17 protein-coding genes are annotated in these 20,030 nt (G+C 69.4%); 4 read left to right on the forward strand and 13 right to left on the reverse strand.

The window, feature by feature from the left end; translation table 11 throughout:
* Nucleotides 1-140: 140 nt before the first annotated feature.
* A complete protein-coding gene (locus BLT62_RS14175) occupies nucleotides 141-1,358 on the forward strand; it encodes a Na+/H+ antiporter NhaA (RefSeq protein ID WP_083364646.1) in 1,218 nt (405 codons plus the stop codon).
* A 10-nt stretch (nucleotides 1,359-1,368) separates the two neighbouring features.
* Nucleotides 1,369-1,689 carry a hypothetical protein gene (locus BLT62_RS14180; protein WP_083364647.1) on the forward strand — a complete coding sequence of 107 codons (321 nt, stop codon included), beginning with the start codon at nucleotides 1,369-1,371 and terminating at the stop codon, nucleotides 1,687-1,689.
* A 43-nt stretch (nucleotides 1,690-1,732) separates the two neighbouring features.
* Here the strand turns inward: BLT62_RS14180 and mfd are convergent, their stop codons facing one another.
* The 10 genes from mfd to BLT62_RS14230 all read right to left on the reverse strand — a co-directional run bounded on the left by mfd (nucleotide 1,733) and on the right by BLT62_RS14230 (nucleotide 15,241).
* Nucleotides 1,733-5,464, reverse strand: coding sequence for a transcription-repair coupling factor (mfd, locus tag BLT62_RS14185; protein WP_083364648.1), 3,732 nt, complete (start codon nucleotides 5,462-5,464; stop codon nucleotides 1,733-1,735).
* A 148-nt stretch (nucleotides 5,465-5,612) separates the two neighbouring features.
* Entirely contained in the window at nucleotides 5,613-6,323 is a 711-nt protein-coding gene (locus BLT62_RS14190; protein ID WP_083364649.1) for a phosphatase PAP2 family protein, read from the reverse strand.
* A 1,290-nt stretch (nucleotides 6,324-7,613) separates the two neighbouring features.
* On the reverse strand, nucleotides 7,614-8,201 hold the full coding sequence (gene pth / locus BLT62_RS14195; protein WP_083364650.1) for an aminoacyl-tRNA hydrolase: 588 nt from the start codon (nucleotides 8,199-8,201) through the stop codon (nucleotides 7,614-7,616).
* Nucleotides 8,202-8,251: 50 nt separating this feature from the next.
* Nucleotides 8,252-8,824: a 50S ribosomal protein L25/general stress protein Ctc gene (locus BLT62_RS14200; RefSeq protein ID WP_083364651.1), complete on the reverse strand. Its 573-nt coding sequence runs from the start codon at nucleotides 8,822-8,824 to the stop codon at nucleotides 8,252-8,254.
* Nucleotides 8,825-9,062: 238 nt separating this feature from the next.
* Nucleotides 9,063-10,301 (reverse strand): D-mannonate dehydratase ManD, encoded by a 1,239-nt coding sequence (gene manD, locus BLT62_RS14205; RefSeq protein ID WP_083364652.1) that lies wholly within the window; start codon nucleotides 10,299-10,301, stop codon nucleotides 9,063-9,065.
* 55 nt (nucleotides 10,302-10,356) lie between these two features.
* Nucleotides 10,357-11,502 carry a galactonate dehydratase gene (gene dgoD / locus BLT62_RS14210; RefSeq protein WP_083364653.1) on the reverse strand — a complete coding sequence of 382 codons (1,146 nt, stop codon included), beginning with the start codon at nucleotides 11,500-11,502 and terminating at the stop codon, nucleotides 10,357-10,359.
* The gene (locus BLT62_RS14215; protein ID WP_231919215.1) at nucleotides 11,489-12,070 is read right to left on the reverse strand and encodes a gluconokinase; all 582 of its coding nucleotides are present in this window, start codon (nucleotides 12,068-12,070) and stop codon (nucleotides 11,489-11,491) included. The genes dgoD and BLT62_RS14215 overlap by 14 nt, the downstream gene beginning before the upstream one ends.
* A gap of 2 nt (nucleotides 12,071-12,072) precedes the next feature.
* A complete protein-coding gene (locus BLT62_RS14220) occupies nucleotides 12,073-12,957 on the reverse strand; it encodes a carbohydrate ABC transporter permease (RefSeq protein WP_083364654.1) in 885 nt (294 codons plus the stop codon).
* Complete coding sequence (locus tag BLT62_RS14225) at nucleotides 12,954-13,877, reverse strand: carbohydrate ABC transporter permease (RefSeq protein ID WP_231919216.1); 924 nt, start codon at nucleotides 13,875-13,877, stop codon at nucleotides 12,954-12,956. Before BLT62_RS14225 ends, BLT62_RS14220 begins: the two co-directional genes overlap by 4 nt.
* 65 nt (nucleotides 13,878-13,942) lie before the next feature.
* Nucleotides 13,943-15,241: an ABC transporter substrate-binding protein gene (locus BLT62_RS14230; protein WP_083364655.1), complete on the reverse strand. Its 1,299-nt coding sequence runs from the start codon at nucleotides 15,239-15,241 to the stop codon at nucleotides 13,943-13,945.
* A gap of 136 nt (nucleotides 15,242-15,377) precedes the next feature.
* Here BLT62_RS14230 and BLT62_RS14235 point away from each other — a divergent pair, with 136 nt between their 5' ends.
* Nucleotides 15,378-16,196: a FadR/GntR family transcriptional regulator gene (locus tag BLT62_RS14235; protein ID WP_231919220.1), complete on the forward strand. Its 819-nt coding sequence runs from the start codon at nucleotides 15,378-15,380 to the stop codon at nucleotides 16,194-16,196.
* Nucleotides 16,197-16,267: 71 nt separating this feature from the next.
* Here the strand turns inward: BLT62_RS14235 and BLT62_RS14240 are convergent, their stop codons facing one another.
* Nucleotides 16,268-17,308 carry an alcohol dehydrogenase catalytic domain-containing protein gene (locus BLT62_RS14240; protein ID WP_197675141.1) on the reverse strand — a complete coding sequence of 347 codons (1,041 nt, stop codon included), beginning with the start codon at nucleotides 17,306-17,308 and terminating at the stop codon, nucleotides 16,268-16,270.
* A gap of 143 nt (nucleotides 17,309-17,451) precedes the next feature.
* Between BLT62_RS14240 and BLT62_RS14245 the strand changes: the two genes are divergently transcribed.
* Nucleotides 17,452-18,201 carry a GntR family transcriptional regulator gene (locus BLT62_RS14245; RefSeq protein ID WP_083364656.1) on the forward strand — a complete coding sequence of 250 codons (750 nt, stop codon included), beginning with the start codon at nucleotides 17,452-17,454 and terminating at the stop codon, nucleotides 18,199-18,201.
* On the opposite strand, the gene BLT62_RS14250 is transcribed toward BLT62_RS14245, so the two are convergent.
* On the reverse strand, nucleotides 18,182-19,084 hold the full coding sequence (locus BLT62_RS14250) for a Cgl0159 family (beta/alpha)8-fold protein (RefSeq protein WP_083364657.1): 903 nt from the start codon (nucleotides 19,082-19,084) through the stop codon (nucleotides 18,182-18,184). The genes BLT62_RS14245 and BLT62_RS14250 overlap by 20 nt on opposite strands.
* Nucleotides 19,081-20,022 (reverse strand): 5-dehydro-2-deoxygluconokinase, encoded by a 942-nt coding sequence (iolC, locus tag BLT62_RS14255; protein ID WP_083364658.1) that lies wholly within the window; start codon nucleotides 20,020-20,022, stop codon nucleotides 19,081-19,083. Before iolC ends, BLT62_RS14250 begins: the two co-directional genes overlap by 4 nt.
* Nucleotides 20,023-20,030 lie beyond the last annotated feature (8 nt).

The raw sequence follows: 20,030 nt of genomic DNA on the forward strand, positions 1-20,030 counted from the left end.
ATCGCGGCAGCCCTCATCCTTCGCGGGACCGACGGCATCCGCCCCACGACCGGTACACTGATTCACGGTGAGCCGGGAAGTCTGGTCGGCGGGCACATGTGCTCTATGACGTCGACTGAACCCAATCTGGAGGGCCATCTGTGGCTATTTTCCGTTCCGAACGCTACGCCGCGATGCTGCTCCTGGGCGCGGCCGTCCTCGGCCTTGTGCTCGCCAACAGCGCGATCGGCCCCGAGCTGCTCGCCCTGAAGACCGCCCACCTCGAGCTGCCCTGGCTCGGCCTCGATCTCTCGCTCGGGCATTTCGTCAGCGACGGCCTGCTCGCCATCTTCTTCTTCATTGTCGCCGTCGAGCTCAAGCGCGAGCTGGCGATCGGCGAGCTGAACAGCCTGAGCAAGGCCGCCCTGCCGGCCATCGCGGCGCTGGGCGGCGTCGTCGTGCCCGCCGGCATCTTCCTGTTGATCACCGCCGGATCGGGCTGGGAGAACGGCTGGCCGGTGCCGACGGCGACCGACATCGCCTTCGCGCTCGGCCTGCTCGCCATCTTCGGGCGGGGCATCCCGACCCGGGTGCGGGTGTTCCTGATGGCCCTGGCCGTGCTCGACGACCTGGTCGCCATCCTCATCATCGCCTTCTTCTTCACCAGCGACGTGCAGCTGAGCTCGCTCGGCTTCGCCGCCGTCACCCTGCTGCTGTTCTCCGGCGTCAGCCGGCTGCTGCGGCCGCGCTCCGGCTACATCCTCAGCCGCAAGGCGCAGTGGCCGCTCATGCTGGCGATGTGGGTGCTCGCGATCCTCACCTGGTACTTCGTGTTCCAGTCCGGTGTGCACGCCACGATCGCCGGTGTGCTTCTCGGCCTTGTCATGGCGCGCCGCCCGGGCAGCCGCGCCGTGCACGGGCTCGAGCCGTGGTCGAACGGCCTGATCCTGCCGCTGTTCGCGTTCTCGGCGGCGCTCGTCGCCATCCCCACCGTGAGCCTCACCCAGCTGAGCCCGGCGTTCTGGGGCATCCTCATCGCCCTGCCGGTCGGGAAGCTCATCGGCATCACGCTGGCCGGCGGGCTCAGCGGGCTCGTCGCCCGCCGCTTCGGCGGAATCTCGCTGCGGATCGGCGACCTCCTCGTCGTCGCCTCGCTCGGCGGCGTCGGTTTCACCGTCTCACTGCTGATGAATGAGCTTGCCTTCGCGAGCAGCCAGGAGGTCGTCGACGAGGGCACCATCGCCGTGCTGCTCGGCTCGGCCGTCGCCATGGTCTGCTCCGCGGCGTTCGTCAGCTGGCGTGCGGCCCAGTACCGGGCCGGCAAGCTGGCCGCGACGCCGACGGACGAGCCGGCGCCGGGCACGGCGCCGCTGTTCTAGGCTGACGGGCATGCACTCTCACGGCGGCGACGACTCCGCATCGACCGAGCCCGCGTCTGCGCACCTGACGGCGGAACTCCGCCCGCGGGAGAGACCGCGCGGCATCCGGGGCGTCATTCACACCGTCGCCTACCTGGCCGGCACAGCCCTCAGCCTCGGCAGCCCGTCGGTGGCCGACATCATCGTGGTGCGCACCGCAACGGGCAACGAGGTGCTGCGCAGCAGCGCCGGGGATCTCGTCGAGGCCGACATGCTGCTGCAGCGAATCCACGGCGACCTCGAGTCGATGACGGTGAGCGAGTTCCTCCGCGAGTGGGGTCACATCAGCTGAGCGGCCGGGGTGGCCCCGGCCGCCGCGCCGGCCACTCCGCCCGCTATTCGGCCTGCTTCCCCGGAGCCTTCTCCTGCACCTTCTCCTGCACGACGACGGGCGGCGGGAAGATGGCGGTGAGCAGCTGGCTCACCCACTCCAGCAGCGCGGCATCCGGGTTCTCGTTGTCGGAGAGGTCCGGCAGCGGCACCGAGAGCACGCCCTGCTGCGCGAAGTAGCGCGAGCCCAGGTACATGCGCTGCAGGCGCACCTGGATCGAGTCCGGCAGCGTGGCCTGCGCGATGCGCAGCTTGTCGCCCATCGCGACGACCTCGCTGAGCCCGGCCCGCTGGGCCTGCCGGCGCAGCTTCGACACCTCGATGAGCGTCTGCACGGGTGCCGGCGGCTCGCCGTAGCGGTCGACGAGCTCCTCCAACACGAGGCCGATGGTCTCGTCCTTGGCGGTGATCGAGCTGGCCGTGGCCAGCTTCTGGTAGGCCTCGAGGCGCAGTCGCTCGCTGTCGACGTACTCCTCCGGGATGTGCGCGTCGACCGGCAGCTCGAGCCGCAGCTCGGTCTGCCCCTCTGCGACGTCGCCGCGGAACGTCGACACCGCCTCGCCGATCATCCGCAGGTAGAGGTCGAAGCCGACGCCAGCGATGTGCCCGGCCTGCTCGCCGCCGAGCAGGTTGCCGGCGCCGCGGATCTCGAGGTCCTTCAGCGCCACCTGCATGCCGCTGCCGAGCTCGTTGTTCGCGGCGATCGTCGCCAGCCGGTCGTGCGCGGTCTCGCTGAGCGGGGTGTTCTCGTCATAGAGGAAGTAGGCATAGGCGCGCTCGCGGCCACGCCCGACGCGGCCGCGCAGCTGGTGCAGCTGGCTGAGGCCGTACTTGTCGGCGCGGTCGATGATGATGGTGTTCGCGTTGGCGATGTCGAGGCCGGTCTCGATGATCGTCGTCGAGACGAGCACGTCGAACTTGCGCTCCCAGAAGTCGGAGACGACCTGTTCGAGCACCGCCTCGGAGAGCTTGCCGTGGGCGACGGCGATGCGTGCCTCCGGCACCAGCTCGGCCAAATGGGCGGCCACCTTGTTGATGCTGGACACCCGGTTGTGCACGAAGAAGACCTGGCCCTCGCGCAGCAGCTCGCGCTTGATCGCGGCTGCAACCTGCTTGTCCGAGTACGGCCCGACAAAGGTGAGGATCGGATGCCGGTCCTCCGGCGGCGTGGCCAGCGTCGACATCTCACGGATGCCGGTGACAGCCATCTCGAGGGTGCGCGGAATCGGCGTCGCACTCATCGCGAGGATGTCGACGTTGGTCTTCATCTTCTTCAGCGAGTCCTTGTGCTCGACGCCGAAGCGCTGCTCCTCGTCGATGATGACGAGGCCGAGGTCCTTGAAGACGATCGAGTTGGAGAACAGCCGGTGGGTGCCGATGACGACGTCGACGGTCCCGTCCAGCAGGCCGGAGATCACCTCGGCCGACTCCTTCTCGGTCTGGAACCGGCTGAGCGCGCGCAGGTGCACCGGGAAGCCGGCGAAGCGCTCCTGGAACGTCTCGAAGTGCTGCTTCACGAGCAGCGTGGTCGGCACCAGCATTGCGACCTGCTTGCCGTCCTGCACCGCCTTGAAAGCCGCCCGCACGGCGACCTCGGTCTTGCCGAAGCCGACGTCGCCGGAGAGCAGCCGGTCCATCGGGATCGGCCGTTCCATGTCGGCCTTGACCTCGTCGATGGTCTGCAGCTGGTCGGGCGTCTCGGCGTAGGGGAACGCCTCCTCCAGCTCGCGCTGCCAGGGCGTGTCCGGCCCGAAGGCGTGGCCCTTGGCCGCCATCCGCGCGGAGTAGAGCTTGACCAGCTCGACGGCGATGTCGCGCACCGCCTTGCGCGCCTTGCTCTTGGCGTTGGCCCAGTCGCTGCCGCCCATCTTGCTGAGCGCGGGCGCCTCGCCGCCAACGTAGCGGGAGAGCTGGTCGAGCTGGTCGGTGGGCACGTAGACCCGGTCGCCCGGTTGGCCGCGCTTCGACGGCGCGAACTCCAGCACCAGGTAGTCGCGCACGATCGTCGGCGCCGCGGCGATGCCGGCCGTGCGGGAGGGCCCCTTGGGCCGGCTGCCTGCGGCGACGGTGCGCTGGGTCATCTCGATGAAACGGCCGATGCCGTGGGTCTGGTGCACCACGTGGTCGCCGGGCTCCAGCTGCAGCGGGTCGACCACGTTCTTGCGGCGGCTGGCGAGCTTCTTGACCTGGCGCGAGTCGTAGCCGACGGCGCGACCGTAGAACTCGCTCTCGCTGATCAGGGCGAGCTTGGCATCCGACAGCTCGAAGCCGTGTGCGGCCTCGGCCTGCACCAGATAGGCGACGCCGGGCTCGGGCTCGGCCGGGAACGAGTCGACGATCTGGGCGGCGAGCCCGCGCTCGGCGAGCACGTCGTTGGCGCGCTCGACAAGGCCGCGACCGCCGGCGACGATGGCCAGGCTCCAGCCGTCGGCCAGCCGGGTGGCGACGTGCTCGATGGCGCCGCCGACATTGCCCTGGAAGCTCGGAACGGCCTGGCTCTGCACCCGCACCGTGGTGCCAACCTCGAGGCCGGCCACGAGCTCGGCGATGCTCTCGTCCGTCAGCTCCGCCAGGGCGTCGCCAGAGTCAAACACGGAGAAGGTCCACCACGGGTGGTCCGGCGTCTTGTGCCCCGGCGCCCCGAGGCGCACCGCATCCCGCACGGCGTTGAGGGTGAGGAAGTCGCCGGATGCCAGGTCGATCGGGGTCTCGGCACCGAAGGTCGCCGCGCTCCAGGCCGCCGAGAGGAACTCCCGGTTCGTCTCGGCCAGGCTGACGGCGCGGCTGGCGACCCGCTCGGGCGAGAGCACGGCGACGGCGGCGCCGTCCGGCAGGTAGTCCGTCATCGGGACGAGCTTGTCGACGAGGGCGGGCGCGAGACTTTCCATCCCTTCGACCGGGATTCCCTCGGCGATCTTGGCGAGCATCTGCGACAGGCTCGGGAACTCGTGCTGCATCTCGCGGGCCCGCTGGCGCACCGGCTCGCTGAGCAGCAGCTCGCGGCTCGGCGGCAACAGCACGCTCGTCACCGCATCCGGCAGCGAGCGCTGGTCGGCCACCGAGAAGGCGCGCATCTGCTCGATCTCGTCGCCGAAGAAGTCGACGCGCACCGGGTGCTCGGCGACGGCGGGGAACACGTCGAGGATGCCGCCGCGCACGGCGAACTCGCCGCGCCGGGTCACCATGTCGACGCGGGTGTAGGCCAAGTCGACGAGCTGGCCGGCGAGCTTGCCGAGCTGGTAGCCGCGGCCGCCGGCGACGAGCTCGATCGGTTCGAAGTCGGTGAGGTTGTCAGCGACGGGCTGCAGGGCGGCCCGCACGGAGGCGACGACGATGAGCGGATGCGGCGGCGCGGCGGCGGCAGCCTCTCCCCCGGCCCATTCCTCGCCCCACGTGCGCATCCGGCGCAGCGCGAACAGGCGCCGACCGACGATCTCTGCGCTCGGGCTCAACCGCTCGTGCGGGAGCGTCTCCCACGCGGGGAAGTCGATGATCTCGGCATCCGGGACATAGGCGGCGAGGTTGGAGCGCAGCGTCTCTGACTCGCGCCCGGTCGCCGTGACGATGAAGAGCACGGGCGGTTTGCCCGCCTCCCGGCGGCGTTCGAGCAAGGCAGCCAGCAGCGGCGGGTTGAGCCCCTCGGCGAGCGAGAAGTCGGCATCTCTGGAGTACTCGGCCAGGGCCGCTTCGAATGTGGAGGCGCGCGAAAGCGCACGAGACAAGCCCTGAAGTATCACCCTCAGATTCTACGCAACCACCCGGGCGCGGCGTCGGCCGGGCGGCGGTGCCGAGAGCGAACGCACTCGTGACCCAGAACCCAGTCGTGGCCCAGAACCGGGGAGGCCCTGGGCCACGACGAGGCGGTGCGCGGCAGCGCAGCTCCGGCTAGGCGGCGCGCTCGCCTGCGCGTGCCCTGGGCTGGCGAGGCTTGGGCTGGCGCGCGATCGCCTGCGCGAAGAGTGGCCAGAGCAGCAGTGCGACGGCGGCGCCGAGCGCGATGCCGGCGAACGTGTCGCTCAGCCAGTGCGCCGAGAGGTAGGTGCGGTTCAGCACGGTGACGATCACCAGGACGAGAGCGGTGATCCAGGCCCAGCGCCGGTTGATCAGGAGGCAGAGCACGACGACGAACAGGGTGAACCCGGTGAGGTGCCCGGAGGGGAAGGAGCCGAAGTCGACCGTGACGAGCGGGTCGTTCGGTCGTTCCCGGCTGACGACGGCCTTGACCACCTGGGCGAGCGTGGACGCCAGCATCGTGGCCACGAAGAAGTACAGCGCGGCCCACCAGCGGCGCAGCACGAGCAGCGCGACGAGCGGGATCAGGATCGTGAAGATGGATCCGATCGGCCCGCCGGTCGTGTGGTCGACGACGACGTTGAACGCGGTGAACGCGTCGTTGCGCGGCGCGAGGACGACGTCGTGCCACCACTGGTCCATGGCGACGAACCAGGGAGAGTTCGCACTGGCCAGCACGCTGGCGAACAGCACGGCGAACACGGCCAGGCTGATGAGCCCCCAGGCGACCGCGAGGCGTGCGGGCAGCTGCGCGCGGCGCGGGGGCGCCTCGGCCAGGGGCGTGGTGTCGGACGAGATCGCCATTGATGCTCCTTCTCGGTGCGCCGCTCAACACCGAGCGGCATTCGGTTTCTAGAGACTATAGCGTCGCGGGCAGCTCGGGGGTCAACACGGGCGCGGGGCGGCGTCTCCCCCACCGGAGGGCGGGCATGCCAGGACCGTGTCGAGACCACACCTCCCGCGGGCAATCGCGCCGCGTGCGGGGTCTCGATACGCTCGTCCCTCGCTCCTCGACCAGCGGGAGATTCACGCCGGCTGGAGGGGGCCGCGCCGCGACGACGGAGCAGCGCAGCGCCCGAAGCCCCGGAGCCAACGGGAAACCGTTTCGGGTGCGGGTCTCGATACGCTCGTCCCTCGCTACTCGACCAACGGTGTCCGCGGCGTTGGCTTCGGTCGCAAGCTCCCTCGAGCCAACGGGAGATTCACGCCGGCTGGAGGGGGCCGCGCCGCGACGAAGGAGCAGCGCAGCACCCGAAGCCCCGGAGCCAACGGGAAACCCAGCCGCGTGCGGGGTCTCGATACGCTCGTCCCTCGCTACTCGACCAACGGTGTTGGCGGCGTTGGCTTCGGTCGCAAGCTCCCTCAAGCCAACGGGAGATTCACGCCGGCTGGAGGGGGCCGCGCCGCGACGAAGGAGCAGCGCAGCACCCGAAGCCCCGGAGCCAACGGGAAACCCAGCCGCGTGCGAGGTCTCGATACGCTCGTTCCTCGCTACTCGACCAGCGGTGTCTGCGGCGTTGGCTTCGGTCGCAAGCTGCCTCGAGCCAACGGGAGACTCACGCCGGCTGGAGGGGGCCGCGCCGCGACGAAGGAGCAGCGCAGCACCCGAAGCCCCGGAGCCAACGGGAAACCGCACCGCGTGCGAGGTCTCGATACGCTCGTTCCTCGCTACTCGACCAACGGCGTCGGCAGGGTTGGCTTCGGTCGCTGGCGCTCCCTCGAGCCAACGGGAGATTCACGCCGGCTGGAGGGCGCCGCGCCGCGACGAAGGAGCAGCGCAGCGCCCGAAGCCCCGGAGCCAACGGGAAACCGCGCCACGTGCGGGGTCTCGATACGCTCGTTCCTCGCTACTCGACCAACGGCGTCGGCAGGGTTGGCTTCGGTCGCTGGCGCTCCCTCGAGCCAACGGGAGATTCACGCCGGCTGGAGGGCGCCGCGCCGCGACGAAGGAGCAGCGCAGCGCCCGAAGCCCCGGAGCCAGCGAGAAACCCAGCCACGTGCGGGGTCTCGATACGCTCGTTCCTCGCTACTCGACCAACGGTGTCGGCGGCGTTGGCTTCGGTCGCAAGCCCCTCGAGCCAACGGGCAACGGCGCTACGCGGAGGGGGCGTGCACCTTCTGCTGGGCAGCGAGGAGCCCGTCGGTGATCACGAGCTCGACGGCATCCGCCGCATCGGAGAGCAGATTCGGCAGCACGGAGCGCTCGGTGGACGAGAAGCCCTGCAGCACGAAGTCGGCCGGGTCCTGCCGGCCGGGAGGGCGCCCGACGCCGACGCGCACGCGCACATACTCGGGCGAGTTGGCGGCCTTGGCGATGTCGCGCAGGCCGTTGTGGCCGCCGTGCCCGCCGCCGATCTTCAGCTTGATCGTGTCGAACGGGATGTCGAGCTCGTCGTGCACGACGATGAGGCGCTCCAGCGGCAGCGAGTAGAACTTGAGCAGCGCGGCGACCGGGCCGCCCGAGGTGTTCATGTAGCTGTTCGACTTCGCCAGCACGAGCTTGGGCCCGCCGGGACGCAGGAATCCCTCGGCCACCTGGGCGGGAGTCTTGTGTTTCTTAAAGGTGGCACCGATGCGCGAGGCGAGCTCGTCGACGACCATCTGGCCCACATTGTGGCGGTGGTTGGCGTAGCCGGGCCCGGGGTTGCCGAGCCCGACCACCAACCAAGTGTTGCCGGGCACAGAATTCACAGAGTGCTCCTTCTGCGCCCGGCGAAACAGGGTGAAAATGATTACTCGGCTGCCTCGGTGCCCTCGGCCTTGGCGGCGGCGAGAGCGTAGATGCTGAGGACCAGAGCGTTGGGCTCCTCGACCAGGGTCGAGCCGGCGGGCAGCGTGACGTCCTTGGCCAGGATCTGAGCACCCTCGGTGAGGCCGTCGACGTTCACGACAACGCTGGTCGGGATCGCGGTGGCGAGGGCCTCGAGGCGGAGGGTGTGCAGGTCCTGGTCGACCTGGTTGCCCGAGAAGGGCTCGCCCTCGACGTGCACGGGGATCTCGACCTCGACCTTTTCGCCCTTCTTGATGACGAGGAGGTCGATGTGCTCGATGATCTGGCGGACCGGGTCCTTCTGAACGTCCTTGACCAGGACGAGCTCGCTCTTGCCGGCGATGTCGAGGTCGAGCAGCGCGTTGGTCTTGCGCAGGATCAGGCCGATCTGGTGGGCGGGCAGGGTGACGTGCTGCGGCTCGGTGCCGTGGCCGTAGATGACGGCGGGGATCTTGCCCACGGCGCGGATCTTGCGGGCAGCGCCCTTGCCGAAGGACTCGCGGACCTCTGCTACAACCTTGTCAACGTCGCTCATGATGATTCTCCTTGTGGGCAAAGCCCATTGTGGGCGCTGGGCCCAGATCGATGTCCGTCCAGACCGGGGGCCTGGATCGTCAACTCGAACGCATGTCAGCGTGAGGACAAGCCGCGAAGCCCCTCCACCGCGTCGATAACGGATGCCAGATTCGCCGGTGTCGGCTGGTCTGCGGCATCCCTCGCCGAAGTTCAGTCGCCAAGCTTAGCAGGCCCCGCCTGAGTGCGCCGCGACAGCCCTACCAGTCGTGGACGGTGCCGTCCGCGAGGCGGTTGTAGGGCAGGTAGGCCTGCTCGTACGGGTACTTCCCCGCCTCGTCGACGTTGAGCTTGACGCCGATGCCGGGCTCCTCCCCCGGGTGCAGCAGGCCGTTCGACCAGGTGAACGACTGCTCGAACACGCTGTTGGTCCGGGCGCCGTGCTGCATGTACTCCTGGATGCCGAAGTTGTGGATGGCCAGCCCGAGGTGCATGGCCGCCGCCATGCCGACCGGCGAGATGTCGGTCGGCCCGTGCATGCCCGACTTGATCTGGTACTGCGCCGCATAGTCCAGCACCCGGCGCAGGTGCGTGATGCCGCCCGTGTGTGTGACGGCGCTCCGCACGTAGTCGATCAGCTGTTCCCGGATGATCTGCTGGTAGTCCCAGACGGTGTTGAAGATCTCGCCGATCGCCAGCGGCGTCGTCGTGTGCTGGCGCACGAGGCGCAGCGCCTCCTGGTTCTCGGCCGGCGTGCAGTCCTCCAGCCAGAACAGGTCGTATGGCTCCAGCGACTTGCCGAGCTTGGCCGCCTGGATCGGTGTCATCCGGTGATGGCCGTCGTGCAGCAGGGGGATGTCCGGGCCGAACTCGTTGCGCACCGCTTCGAAGACGCCGGGCAGGTGCCGGAGGTAGGCGCGGGTGTCCCAGTCCTCCTCGGCCGGGTGCGCGCCGCGTTGGGCCGGCTCGTGGTCGTAGCGCACACCCTCGTTGCCGGCCAGCCCCTCGTTGGAGGCGATGCCGTAGATGGCCTTGAGGCCGGGCACCCCGGTCTGGATGCGGATGGCCTGGTAGCCCTGCTCCTGGTGGGCGCGCACGCTGTCGAAGAGCTCGGGCAGGGTCTTGCCGGAGGCGTGGCCATAGGCCAGCAGCCCGGTGCGGGAGGCGCCGCCGAGCAGCTGGTAGAGCGGCATCCCCGCCGCCTGCGCCTTGATGTCCCAGAGCGCGACGTCGACGGCGGCGATGGCCGCCATCGTCACGGGGCCGCGGCGCCAGTAGGCGCTGCGGTAGAGGAACTGCCAGGTGTCCTCGATGCGGTGCGCGTCGCGGCCGATCAGCAGCGGCACGACATGCTCGGAGAGGTAGGAGACAACGGCGAGCTCCCGCCCGTTGAGCGTCGCGTCGCCCAGGCCGACGAGCCCGTCGTCGGTGGTGAGCCGCAGGGTGACGAAGTTGCGGTCGGGGCTGGTCACGATGACCTCGGCTTTGTCGATCTTCACAGGGTGTTCCTTTGCTTCGGTTAAGTTCGTGTCATTCGGGCGCGGATGCCGCGGGCTACCACTCGGCGAACGAGCCGTCGGCGTGCCGCCAGAGCGGTGTGCGCCAGGCGTTGCCGACGGCGTCCGCGGCGCGGACGGCCGCCTCGTCGACTTCGATGCCGAGGCCGGGCCCGGTGAGGCGTTCGATGGAGCCGTCGACGAAGCGCAGCGGCGTCTTGTCGACCACGTAGTCGAGCACCTCGGCGCCCTGGTTGTAGTGGATGCCGATGCTCTGTTCCTGGATCAGGTAGTTCGGGGTCGCGAAGCCGACCTGCAGGCAGGCGGCCAGCGCGATCGGGCCGAGCGGGCAGTGCGGCGCCAGCTGCACGTCGTAGGCCTCGGCGAGGGCCGCGATGCGGCGCACCTCCGAGATGCCGCCGGCGTGCGAGAGGTCGGGCTGGGCGACGGCGATGCCGGACTGGAGCACCGGCAGGAACTCCTGCCGGTTGTACAGCCGCTCCCCCGTCGCCACCGGCACGGACGTGCCCTGCACGAGCTGCCCGATCAGGTGCGAGTTCTCCGGCACGACCGGCTCCTCGATGAAGAAGGGGCGCAGCGGCTCGAGCAGCGGCGCGATGCGGCGCGCGTTGGCCAGGGTGAAGCGGCCGTGGAAGTCCACGGCGACGTCGCGGTCGGGCCCGAGCACCTCCCGGGCGGCCTGCACCCGTTCCAGCACCCCGTCGATCTCGGCGACGGTGCCGATCCGGCCCATCACTCCGGAGGCGTTCATCTTGACCGCGGTGAGGCCGACGGCCATCTGCGCCGCGATCGCGTCGGCGACCCCGCTCGGGTCATCGCCGCCGACCCAGCCGTAGACGCGGATCCGGTCGCGCACGGCACCGCCGAGCAGCTCGTGCACCGGCACGCCGAGGGCCTTGCCCTTGATGTCCCAGAGTGCCTGGTCGATGCCGGAGACGGCACTGGCGAGCACGGCGCCGCCGCGGTAGAAGCCCGCCTTGGTGAGCACCTGCCAGTGGTCCTCGATGCGCGAGGCATCCTTGCCGATGAGGTATTCGGCGTGTTGCTCGACGGCGGCCCGGACGATGCCGGAGTTGCCCTCCAGGCTCGCCTCGCCCCAGCCGACAATGCCCTCATCCGTCTCGATGCGCACGAAGAGCCAGCGCGGCGCGACCGCGAAGGTCTCGACTCTAGAGATCAGCACCGGTGCGCTCCGTCCTTGTTCCTGTTGCCAGGGTTCCTGTTGCCAGGGTTCCTATTGCCGCGGTGGCCGCGCCGAGTGCGGCGACGACCGCCTCGACGAGCTCCTGCGGTGTGCGGGCGATGTCGATGGTGACCCCGCGCTCGCCGGCCGCGAGCGGCTCGAGCGTGTCGAACTGCGACTGCAGCAGCGCGGCCGGCATGTACTGGTGTGAGCGCTGGCCGATCCGTTCGGCGACCAGCTGCATCGACCCGGCCGGGTGGACGACGAAGAGGCCGGGCACGCTCTCCCGGAGGAGGTCGCGGTAGCGCTGCTTCAGCGCGGAGCAGGCGACGACGATCCCGTCGTCGGCCCCGGCGCTGAGCGTGCTGCCGACGGTGCGGAGCCAGGGCTCGCGTTGCGCGTCGGTGAGCGCGCGGCCCGCCGCCATCGCCGCCACGTTCTCCGGCGTGTGCAGGTCGTCGCCGTCGACGAATCGGTAGCCGAGTCGCTCGGCCAGGAGCTGTCCCAGCGTGGATTTGCCCGCGCCTTGGACGCCCATCACGACGATGGGCGTGGTGTTCTCGCCCACGATTACCCCTTCGTCGCCCCGGCGGTGAGGCCGGAGACGATGTATTTCTGTGTGAAGAGTGCGATGACCATGATCGGCAGCGTGATCACCACGGCGGCCGCCATCAGTCCGCCCCAGTCGATGCTGGCGTAGGCGACGAAGTCGAAGATGGCCACCGGGAGCGTCTTCGTCTTGGAACCGGAGAGCACCAGGGCGAACATGAAGTTGTTCCAGGAGAAGATGAACGAGAGGATGCCGGCCGTGGCGATGCCGGGCACAGAGAGCGGCAGTGCGATCCGGAGGAACGCGCCGATCGGGGTGAGCCCGTCGACCAGTGCCTGCTCCTCCAGCTCGAGCGGCAGCGAGTCGAAGAACGACATCATGATGTAGACCACCAGCGGCAGGGCGACGAACATGTGCGAGAGGATCAGCACCTCGTAGCCGCCGACCATGCGCAGGTTGGAGAAGATGAAGTACCACGGCACGAGCAGGCTGACGCCCGGGATGATGCGGGCCAGCAGCACGAGCGCCGCCGACTTGTTCATCACGAAGCGGCTCATCGAGTACGCGGCCGGCACACCCAGCAGCAGCGAGAGCCCGGTCGAGGCGAAGCCGACCCAGAAGCTGTTGAAGATGTACTCCAGGTAGTTGGCCTGGCCGAAGACCGTGCCGTAGTTCTGCAGCGTCGGCTCGAAGATGAATGACTTCGACGAGTCGTAGATGTCGACGTTCGTCTTGAGCGAGGCGAGCACCATCCAGGCGATCGGCGCGACGAAGGTCAGCACGATCAGGACGAGCATGACGGCGCGGAAGACGTCGTAGGGGCGCTTCGCGCGCTTGCGGGTGACCAGCTCGACGGGCGTTTCCCGCTCGGCGGCGCTGGCGGTCTGGGTCGTGGTCATGGTCATGACTTGTCCTTCTTGCGGCTGGCGGTGAGGATCCAGATGCAGGCGATGATCATCGCGAAGAAGATGATCAGCACGGTCGACGAGAGGCCGTACTTGTTGTAGTCGAAGCTCAGTCCGTAGGCGTAGATGTTCAGCGTCTCGACCTCGTGGAAGGACCCGCCTCCCTTGCCCTTGGTGGCATAGAGGATGTCGAAGGTCTTCAGCGCGTCGATTCCGCGGAGCAGGATCGCGGTGATCACCGTGGCCCGCATCAGCGGCAGGGTGACGTACCAGAAGCGCTGCCAGGCGGTCGCGCCGTCGACGCGGGCCGCCTCGTCCGGCTCGTCGGAGAGCGACGTGAGGCCGGCCAGCAGAATCAGGACGACCATGGGGGTCCACTGCCAGATGTCCACGAACATGAGGGTGGTCAGCGCGGTCGCCTCGCTGGAGAGCCAGGGTTGTGCCGGGATGCCGAACCAGGCGAGCGCCTGGTTCGCGAAGCCGATGTTCGGCTCCAGGATGAGCCGCCACATCATGCCCACCGCGACGGGGGTGGCCACGAGGGGCAGCAGGATCGCGATGCGCACCCAGCGCTCGCCCCGGAAGGCGCGGCGCAGCAGCAGTGCGATGGCCATGCCGAGCGCCAGCTCGAAGAAGAGCGCTCCGGCGGTGAAGTAGACGGTGCGGCCGACGGCCGGCCAGAACCGGGTGAAGTCGCCCAGAACCGTGAAGTAGTTCTCCAGGCCGATGAAGTTGGACTCGGCGCGGACGGAGCCGCGGGCATCCGTCATGCTCAGGTACAGGGTCCACACCACCGGGAAGGCGATGAGGAGTGCGGTGAAGACCATCGCCGGTGCGGCGAAGACCCACTTGCGGTTCGTGTTGGCCCAGCGGGAGAACTGCTCCCCCTGGCCGATTTTCTTCTCGAGTACGGCGCTCATGTGAATTCTCCTGTGGAGGGGTGCGGCCGGCCCCGCAGGGCGGGGCCGGCCGCGTTCTCGAGTGGTTACTTCTCGTCGTCCAGGAACGCCTGGAACTCGGCCTGCGCCTCGGTGATGGCGGCCGCGACGTCACCGCCGGTGATGGAGACCACGATCGGCTTGCCGACGATCTCGCGGGCCTGCGGCACGCTGATCACGATCGGGCGGTCGTAGCCGACGCCGACCTTGCCGCTGCCCTTGATCGCCTCGGCGAGGTCGGCGGGGAAGGATTCGATGCCGGCCGGGTTGTCCCAGACCGAGGTGCGCGGGCCGGGGACGCCGGCCTGCTGGATCTGCAGCGTCATGTCGGCGCTGGTGAAGTACTCGATGAACTTCCACGCGCTGTCGTAGTTCGGCGAGTCGGCGTTGACGCCGAGCGCCCACGCGGCCACGTTGTACGGGCGCGATCCGTCCGGGCCGGCCGGGAACTGGGCGAAGCCGACGGTGTCGGAGATGGTCGAGTTCGCCGGGTCGGTCGCGTTCTTGTAGAGGCTGTCCGCCTCCGTGTAGAACGCGGCGTTGCCCTGGGTGAAGATGGCCATGGCCTCGGGCCAGCTCATGTCGGTCGAGACGTTCTCCGGGCCGTACTCGCGGATCAGCGTGCCGTAGATCTCGTACGCCTCGGCCGCCTCGGCGGTGTCGATGGTGGCGTTGCCGTCCTTGTCGAACCAGTCGCCGCCGCTGCTGTAGAGGAAGCTGCTGAACTGGGTGACGGCGGCGGAGACCGCGGTGCGGGCCACGAATCCGGCCACACCCGGGTTGCTCTCGCTGATCGTCTTGGCTGCCGCCTGCAGCTCGTCGAGGGTCTGCGGAACCTCAAGCCCTGCGGCCTCGAGCAGGTCGGTGCGGTAGTAGAGCACCTCGCGCTCGGTGATGATCGGCACGCCGACGACCTGGCCGTCGATGGTGGTGAGCGAGACCGGGCCCTCCTGGAAGTCGTTCCAGTCCCACTCCGCGTTCTCGTCCACCGAGCCGGAGAGGTCGGCGACCCACCCGTTCTGGGCGAAGAGCTTGGCCTCCTGCAGCGGCCGGAACATCATGACGTCGATCTCGTCGGTGCCGGCGTTGAGCTTGACGTTGTACTGGTCGGAGAGCTGGTCCTCGCCCAGCTGGGTGAGGTTGACCTTGATGCCGGTCTCCTCCTCGAAAGCCGGGAGCGACTTCTTGACGATGTCCGTCCAGACGTGGTTCGCGAGGGTGACGTTGAGGGTTGCGGACTCGGAGCCCGCCTCCGGTGCTGAGGAACTGCACGAGGCGAGGGCTGCCACGGCCATAACGGCGGCTGTGGCGACTCCGGCGGCTCGCAGGATGCTGTGTCGCTGCATTGTGTGTCTCCAATTCCGAGCCAACGCCACTTTGCGCTGACCCCACAGACGCGTCTTTACGTCTGCCTAATCACCGACCCTAGTCAGAATGATCTGATTTATACAAGAGTCCCCTCGAGATGGATATGATTTGCTCGTGGTCACCAATGTCGAACTCTCCGCCTCGCCGCCGTTGCACGGCTCGGTCGCCGCGCGCACGAGCGATGGCGAGGGTTTGCACTCCCAGGTTCTCGATGAAATCGGCCAGGCCATCTGCGAGGGCCGGATGCCGGCAGGCATGACAATCAGGAGCGAAGAGCTCGAGAATCGCTACCAGGTGTCCCGCTCGGTGATCCGCGAGAGCCTGCGCGCCCTCGAGGCCATGGGGATGATCGCGTCCAAGCGCCGCGTCGGCATCCGGATCCTGCCGATCAGCGAGTGGAACGTCTACGACCTCAGCGTGATCCGCTGGCGCCTGGCCGGACACGGCCGCATCGCGCAACTGCGCTCGCTCACCCAATTGCGCTCGGCCATCGAGCCGGAGGCGGCCAAGCTCGCCGCCAGCCGCGGCGCGCTGGGCGAGGCCAGCGACCTGATGGGGCTGGCCGGCCGGCTCTGGGCGGCGGGCCGGAGCGGCAACGAGCGCGAGTTCCTCACCCTCGACGTCGAGTTCCACTCGCTGATTCTGCACATGAGCGGCAATGAGATGTTCGCCAGGTTGAGCAACCTCGTCTCCGAGGTGCTCATCGGCCGCACCCACTACGGGCTCATGCCGAAGTACCCGCACGACGAGGCGCTGCAGCTGCACGTGAATGTTGCCAACGCGATTCAGAGCGGCAACACCGAGATGGCCGGGCAGTCGATGCTGCGCATCATGTCGCGCACCATCGACGAGATGGGCGAACTCTGGGACATGGACCTGATTGCGGACAGCGCGGTCGAGCCGCACGAAGGCACGGCGATGCACGAGCACTGACGCCCGCGTCCCCCGGCGGATGACGGACGTGCCGCCGCCATCCGCTCTCATCGCCCGCACCGATTCTGCGCCTACACGGCCGAGTCGGCGCCGAGGATCACGGTCTTGATGCCCTCGCCAGCCTGCGCCGCATCGAATGCCAGCTGCCAGTCCGTGATCTCCACCCTGCGCGTGACGAGCGGCGCCAACCGCACGGCGCCCTGCGCGAGCAGCGCCATCGCCCGCCGCCAGGACTGGGCGGTGGAGGCGAAGCCGCTGCTGACGGTGAGCTCCTTGTAGAGCACGAGGTCGATCGGCAGCGTGACGTCGCGGCCGAAGATGCCTACCTGCACGTAGCGGGCACCGCGCTTGGCCGCGCGCAGCGCGGCGGCCGCACCCGGTGCGCTGCCCGAACACTCAATCACCACGTCGAAGCTGTCGGCCGGCGGCGTCTCCGCGGTTGTCGTGATGCCGAGCTCGGCCGCGATGGCGAGGCGCTCGCTGTCGCGCGCGAGGCCGGCGAGCGTGACACGGCCGCCCATCGCCTGCGCCACCTGGGCGGCGATCTGCCCCATCGCTCCCGGGCCGGTCACGAGCACGCTGTCGCCGGCGTCGATCACGGGCGGGTCGAGCAGGCACTGGGCCACGCAGGCGAGGGGCTCGGAGAGCACGCCGTCGAGCGGGCCAAGCGTGGCCGGCAGGCGGTGCAGATTCAGCACCGGCATCCGCACGAATGCGGCAAAGCCGCCGTCCTCGAAGGACCCGAGCGAGCGCCGAGTCGGGCACAGGTTGCGCCGGCCGGCCCGACACCACTCACACACCTCGCAGGTGGAGTAGTACGTTTCGCAGGCGACGCGCGCACCGATCCAGGCCACGTCCTCCGGATCGCCGACCTCGACCACCTCGCCGAGGATCTCGTGGCCCATGGCGACGGGCGCCTCGTAGCCGTACTCGTCGTGGGCGATGTGCACGTCGGTTCCGCAGATCCCCGTTGCGATCACCCGCACGACCGCAGTGCCCGGCAGCGCTCGCGGCCGGGCGATGGCCTGCAGCACCACATTGTCGGCACCGGGGCCGGTCTTGACGACGGCGAGCATCTCGTGCTCGGTGAGTGCGGGCGGTGTGCTGGGCAAAAGACTCTCCTCGTGGCGGACAGCGCGGCCCCACGTCGGGCCTCGGCGCTCCTCCTCTCCGACACTAGCAGGGCATATGTTGTATTGTCAGAACAAAGTCACGGTCGTTTGCCCCTCGTCGGGCAGCAGAAGGCGAGCTCAGCATGGCCATCGCAACGCGAGATCTGTTCCTCGACCTGGACCGCTCCAGCCCCGTCCCGCTCTACTTCCAGTTGGCCGAGCGCCTCCGCGCCGCCATCGAGGGCGGCGTGCTCGAACCCGGCGCCCGCATCGAGAACGAGGTGGCGCTCGCGGCCCAGATCGGGATGTCGCGCCCCACCGTGCGCCGCGCGATCCAGGAGCTCGTCGACCAGGGCCTCCTCGTGCGCCGGCGCGGGGTCGGCACCCAGGTGGTGCGCGGGCGGTTCGCCCGCGAGGTCCAGCTGTCCAGCCTGCACGACGACCTGGTGCGGGGCAATCGAGAGCCGAGCACGCGTGTTCTGGAGTACCGAGTCGTCGCCGCCGACGCCGAGCTCGCCGCACAGCTCGGCGTCGAACCGGGCACCGAGCTGCTTTCCCTCGAACGGCTGCGCTCCGCCGACGGCGTGCCGATCGGCCACCTGCGCAACCACCTGGCCCCCGAGTATTCGGACATCCCGCGCGAAGCCCTCGAGCGTTTCGGCCTCTACCAACTGCTCCGTGGGCGCGGTGCCAGCATGCGTGTCGCCAAGCAGAGCATCGGTGCGCGGGCCGCGAGCGCCCGCGAGGCCGAGCTGCTCGAGACCGAGGTGGGGGCCCCACTGCTCACCATGTCCCGGTCGCTCTACGACGACACAGGGCGGGCGGTCGAGTACGGCTCGCACTGCTACCGCCCGGACCTGTACTCCTTCGAGGTCACGCTGGTCGAGAAGTAGCCGCGGCGCCGTGCACCAGCCCGGCGGCGGAGTCGACGGCCGACGCGACGTCCCCGCCGCGCGGGTAGAGCAGGGTGCGCCCGACGACCAACCCGCGCACACCCGGCTGGGCGAGGGCGGCGGCCCAACTGGCGTAGACCTCGTCCGGTTGTGCGTTCGGGTCGCCGCCGAGCAGGAGCGTCGGCAGCGTGGTCGCGGCCATCACGCGCTCCATCTCAGGCACGACGGGAAGCTTCATCCAGCTGTAGGCCGAGCTCGTCCCGAGCGCCGAGGCGATCGCGATCGAGCGGATGACGGCATCCGTGCTCAGATCGTTCACGATCGCGCCGTCGCGCCACTCGCTGAGGAACGGCTCGAGCATGATCGGCAGCCGGGCGGACGCGGCTTGGCCGACGGCGCCGGCGGCTGACTCGAGGGTCGGCGCGGTTGCCGGGTCGGCGAGGTTGACCCGGAGCAACAGCTTGGCGGCGTCGAGGCCGGAGGCGACGGCGCCCGCCACGTCGTACCCGGTGAAGCGGTCGTCCATCTCGAAGGCCGCGCCGCGCAGGCCGCCCCGGTTCATGGAGCCGACGACGACCTTGCCGTCGAGGGCGCCCAGCAGGGCAAGGTCATCGATGATGTCAGGCGTCGCGAGCATGCCGTCCACGCCGGGGCGGGCGAGCGCGACGACCAGGCGCGCGAGCAGCTCGGTGCGGTCGGCCATCGCGCGCGGGTCCGCCCCGACGGCCAGTGCGCCCCGCCCGGGGTGGTCAGCAGCGATGAGCAGCAGCCGGTTGTCGCCCTGCAGGAGCGGGCGTCGCGCGCGGGAGGCCAGGGCCTCGGCGATGGCGGCGGGGTTGACCGCACGCGTCTCGCGCAGCCCGGCGAGGTCGAGCGCGCTCATACGAGGGCCGCCATCATCGCCTCGACCTCGGCGCTCGTCGGCATGGCCGTCGAGCACTCCAAGCGGGTGGCCACGATCGCGCCGGCCGTGTTGGCGAAGTGCAGCGTGCGCTCGAGTGGCCACCCAGAGAGCAGGCCATGGCAGAGCGCTCCGCCGAATCCGTCTCCGGCGCCGAGCCCGTTGACGACCTCGACCGGGATGGGCAGCGCCTCGACGGTCTCGGTCCGGGTCTTGGCGAGCACGCCCTTCGGCCCCTGCTTGACGATGGCAAGCTCGACGCCGCGCTCCAGCAGGGCGTCGGCCGCGCGATGCGGGTCGGTCTCCCCCACCGCGATCTCACATTCCTCGCGGTTGCCGACGGCGACCGTGACGTGCTCGAGCGCACGCTGAACCTGGGCGCTGGCCTCGGCCTCATCGCTCCAGAACATCGGGCGGTAGTCGAGGTCCAGAATCGTGTTCCCGGTACGCCCGCGCGCCTCCCACGCGGCGAAGTGCGCGGCGCGGCTGGGCTCCTCGCTCAGGCCGGTCACCGTCGACCAATAGACGCGCGCGGTACGGATCGCGTCGAGGTCGAGCTCCTCCGCCCGGATGACGAGGTCGGGAGCGAGCGGCTGGCGGTAGAAGTAGAGCGGGAAGTCGTCCGGCGGGAAGATCTCGCAGAAGGTGACCGGCGTGGCCAGCCCGGCCACCGCGCTCACGAAGCGATTGTCCACGCCAAGACGGGCGGCCTCGGTGCGCACGAAACGGCCGAACGGATCGTTCCCGACCCGCGTGATGATCCCCACGTCGCGGCCGTGCCTGGCCGCCGCGACGGCGACGTTGGTGGCACTGCCGCCGAGGAACTTGCCGAAGCTGGTGACCTCGTCCAGCGGGAGACCGGTCTGCAACGGATAGAGGTCCACCCCGGATCTGCCGATCGCCAGAACATCGAACACCACAGGGCTTC

This window comes from Microterricola viridarii (assembly GCF_900104895.1).
In the GTDB taxonomy this organism is placed as follows: domain Bacteria; phylum Actinomycetota; class Actinomycetes; order Actinomycetales; family Microbacteriaceae; genus Microterricola; species Microterricola viridarii.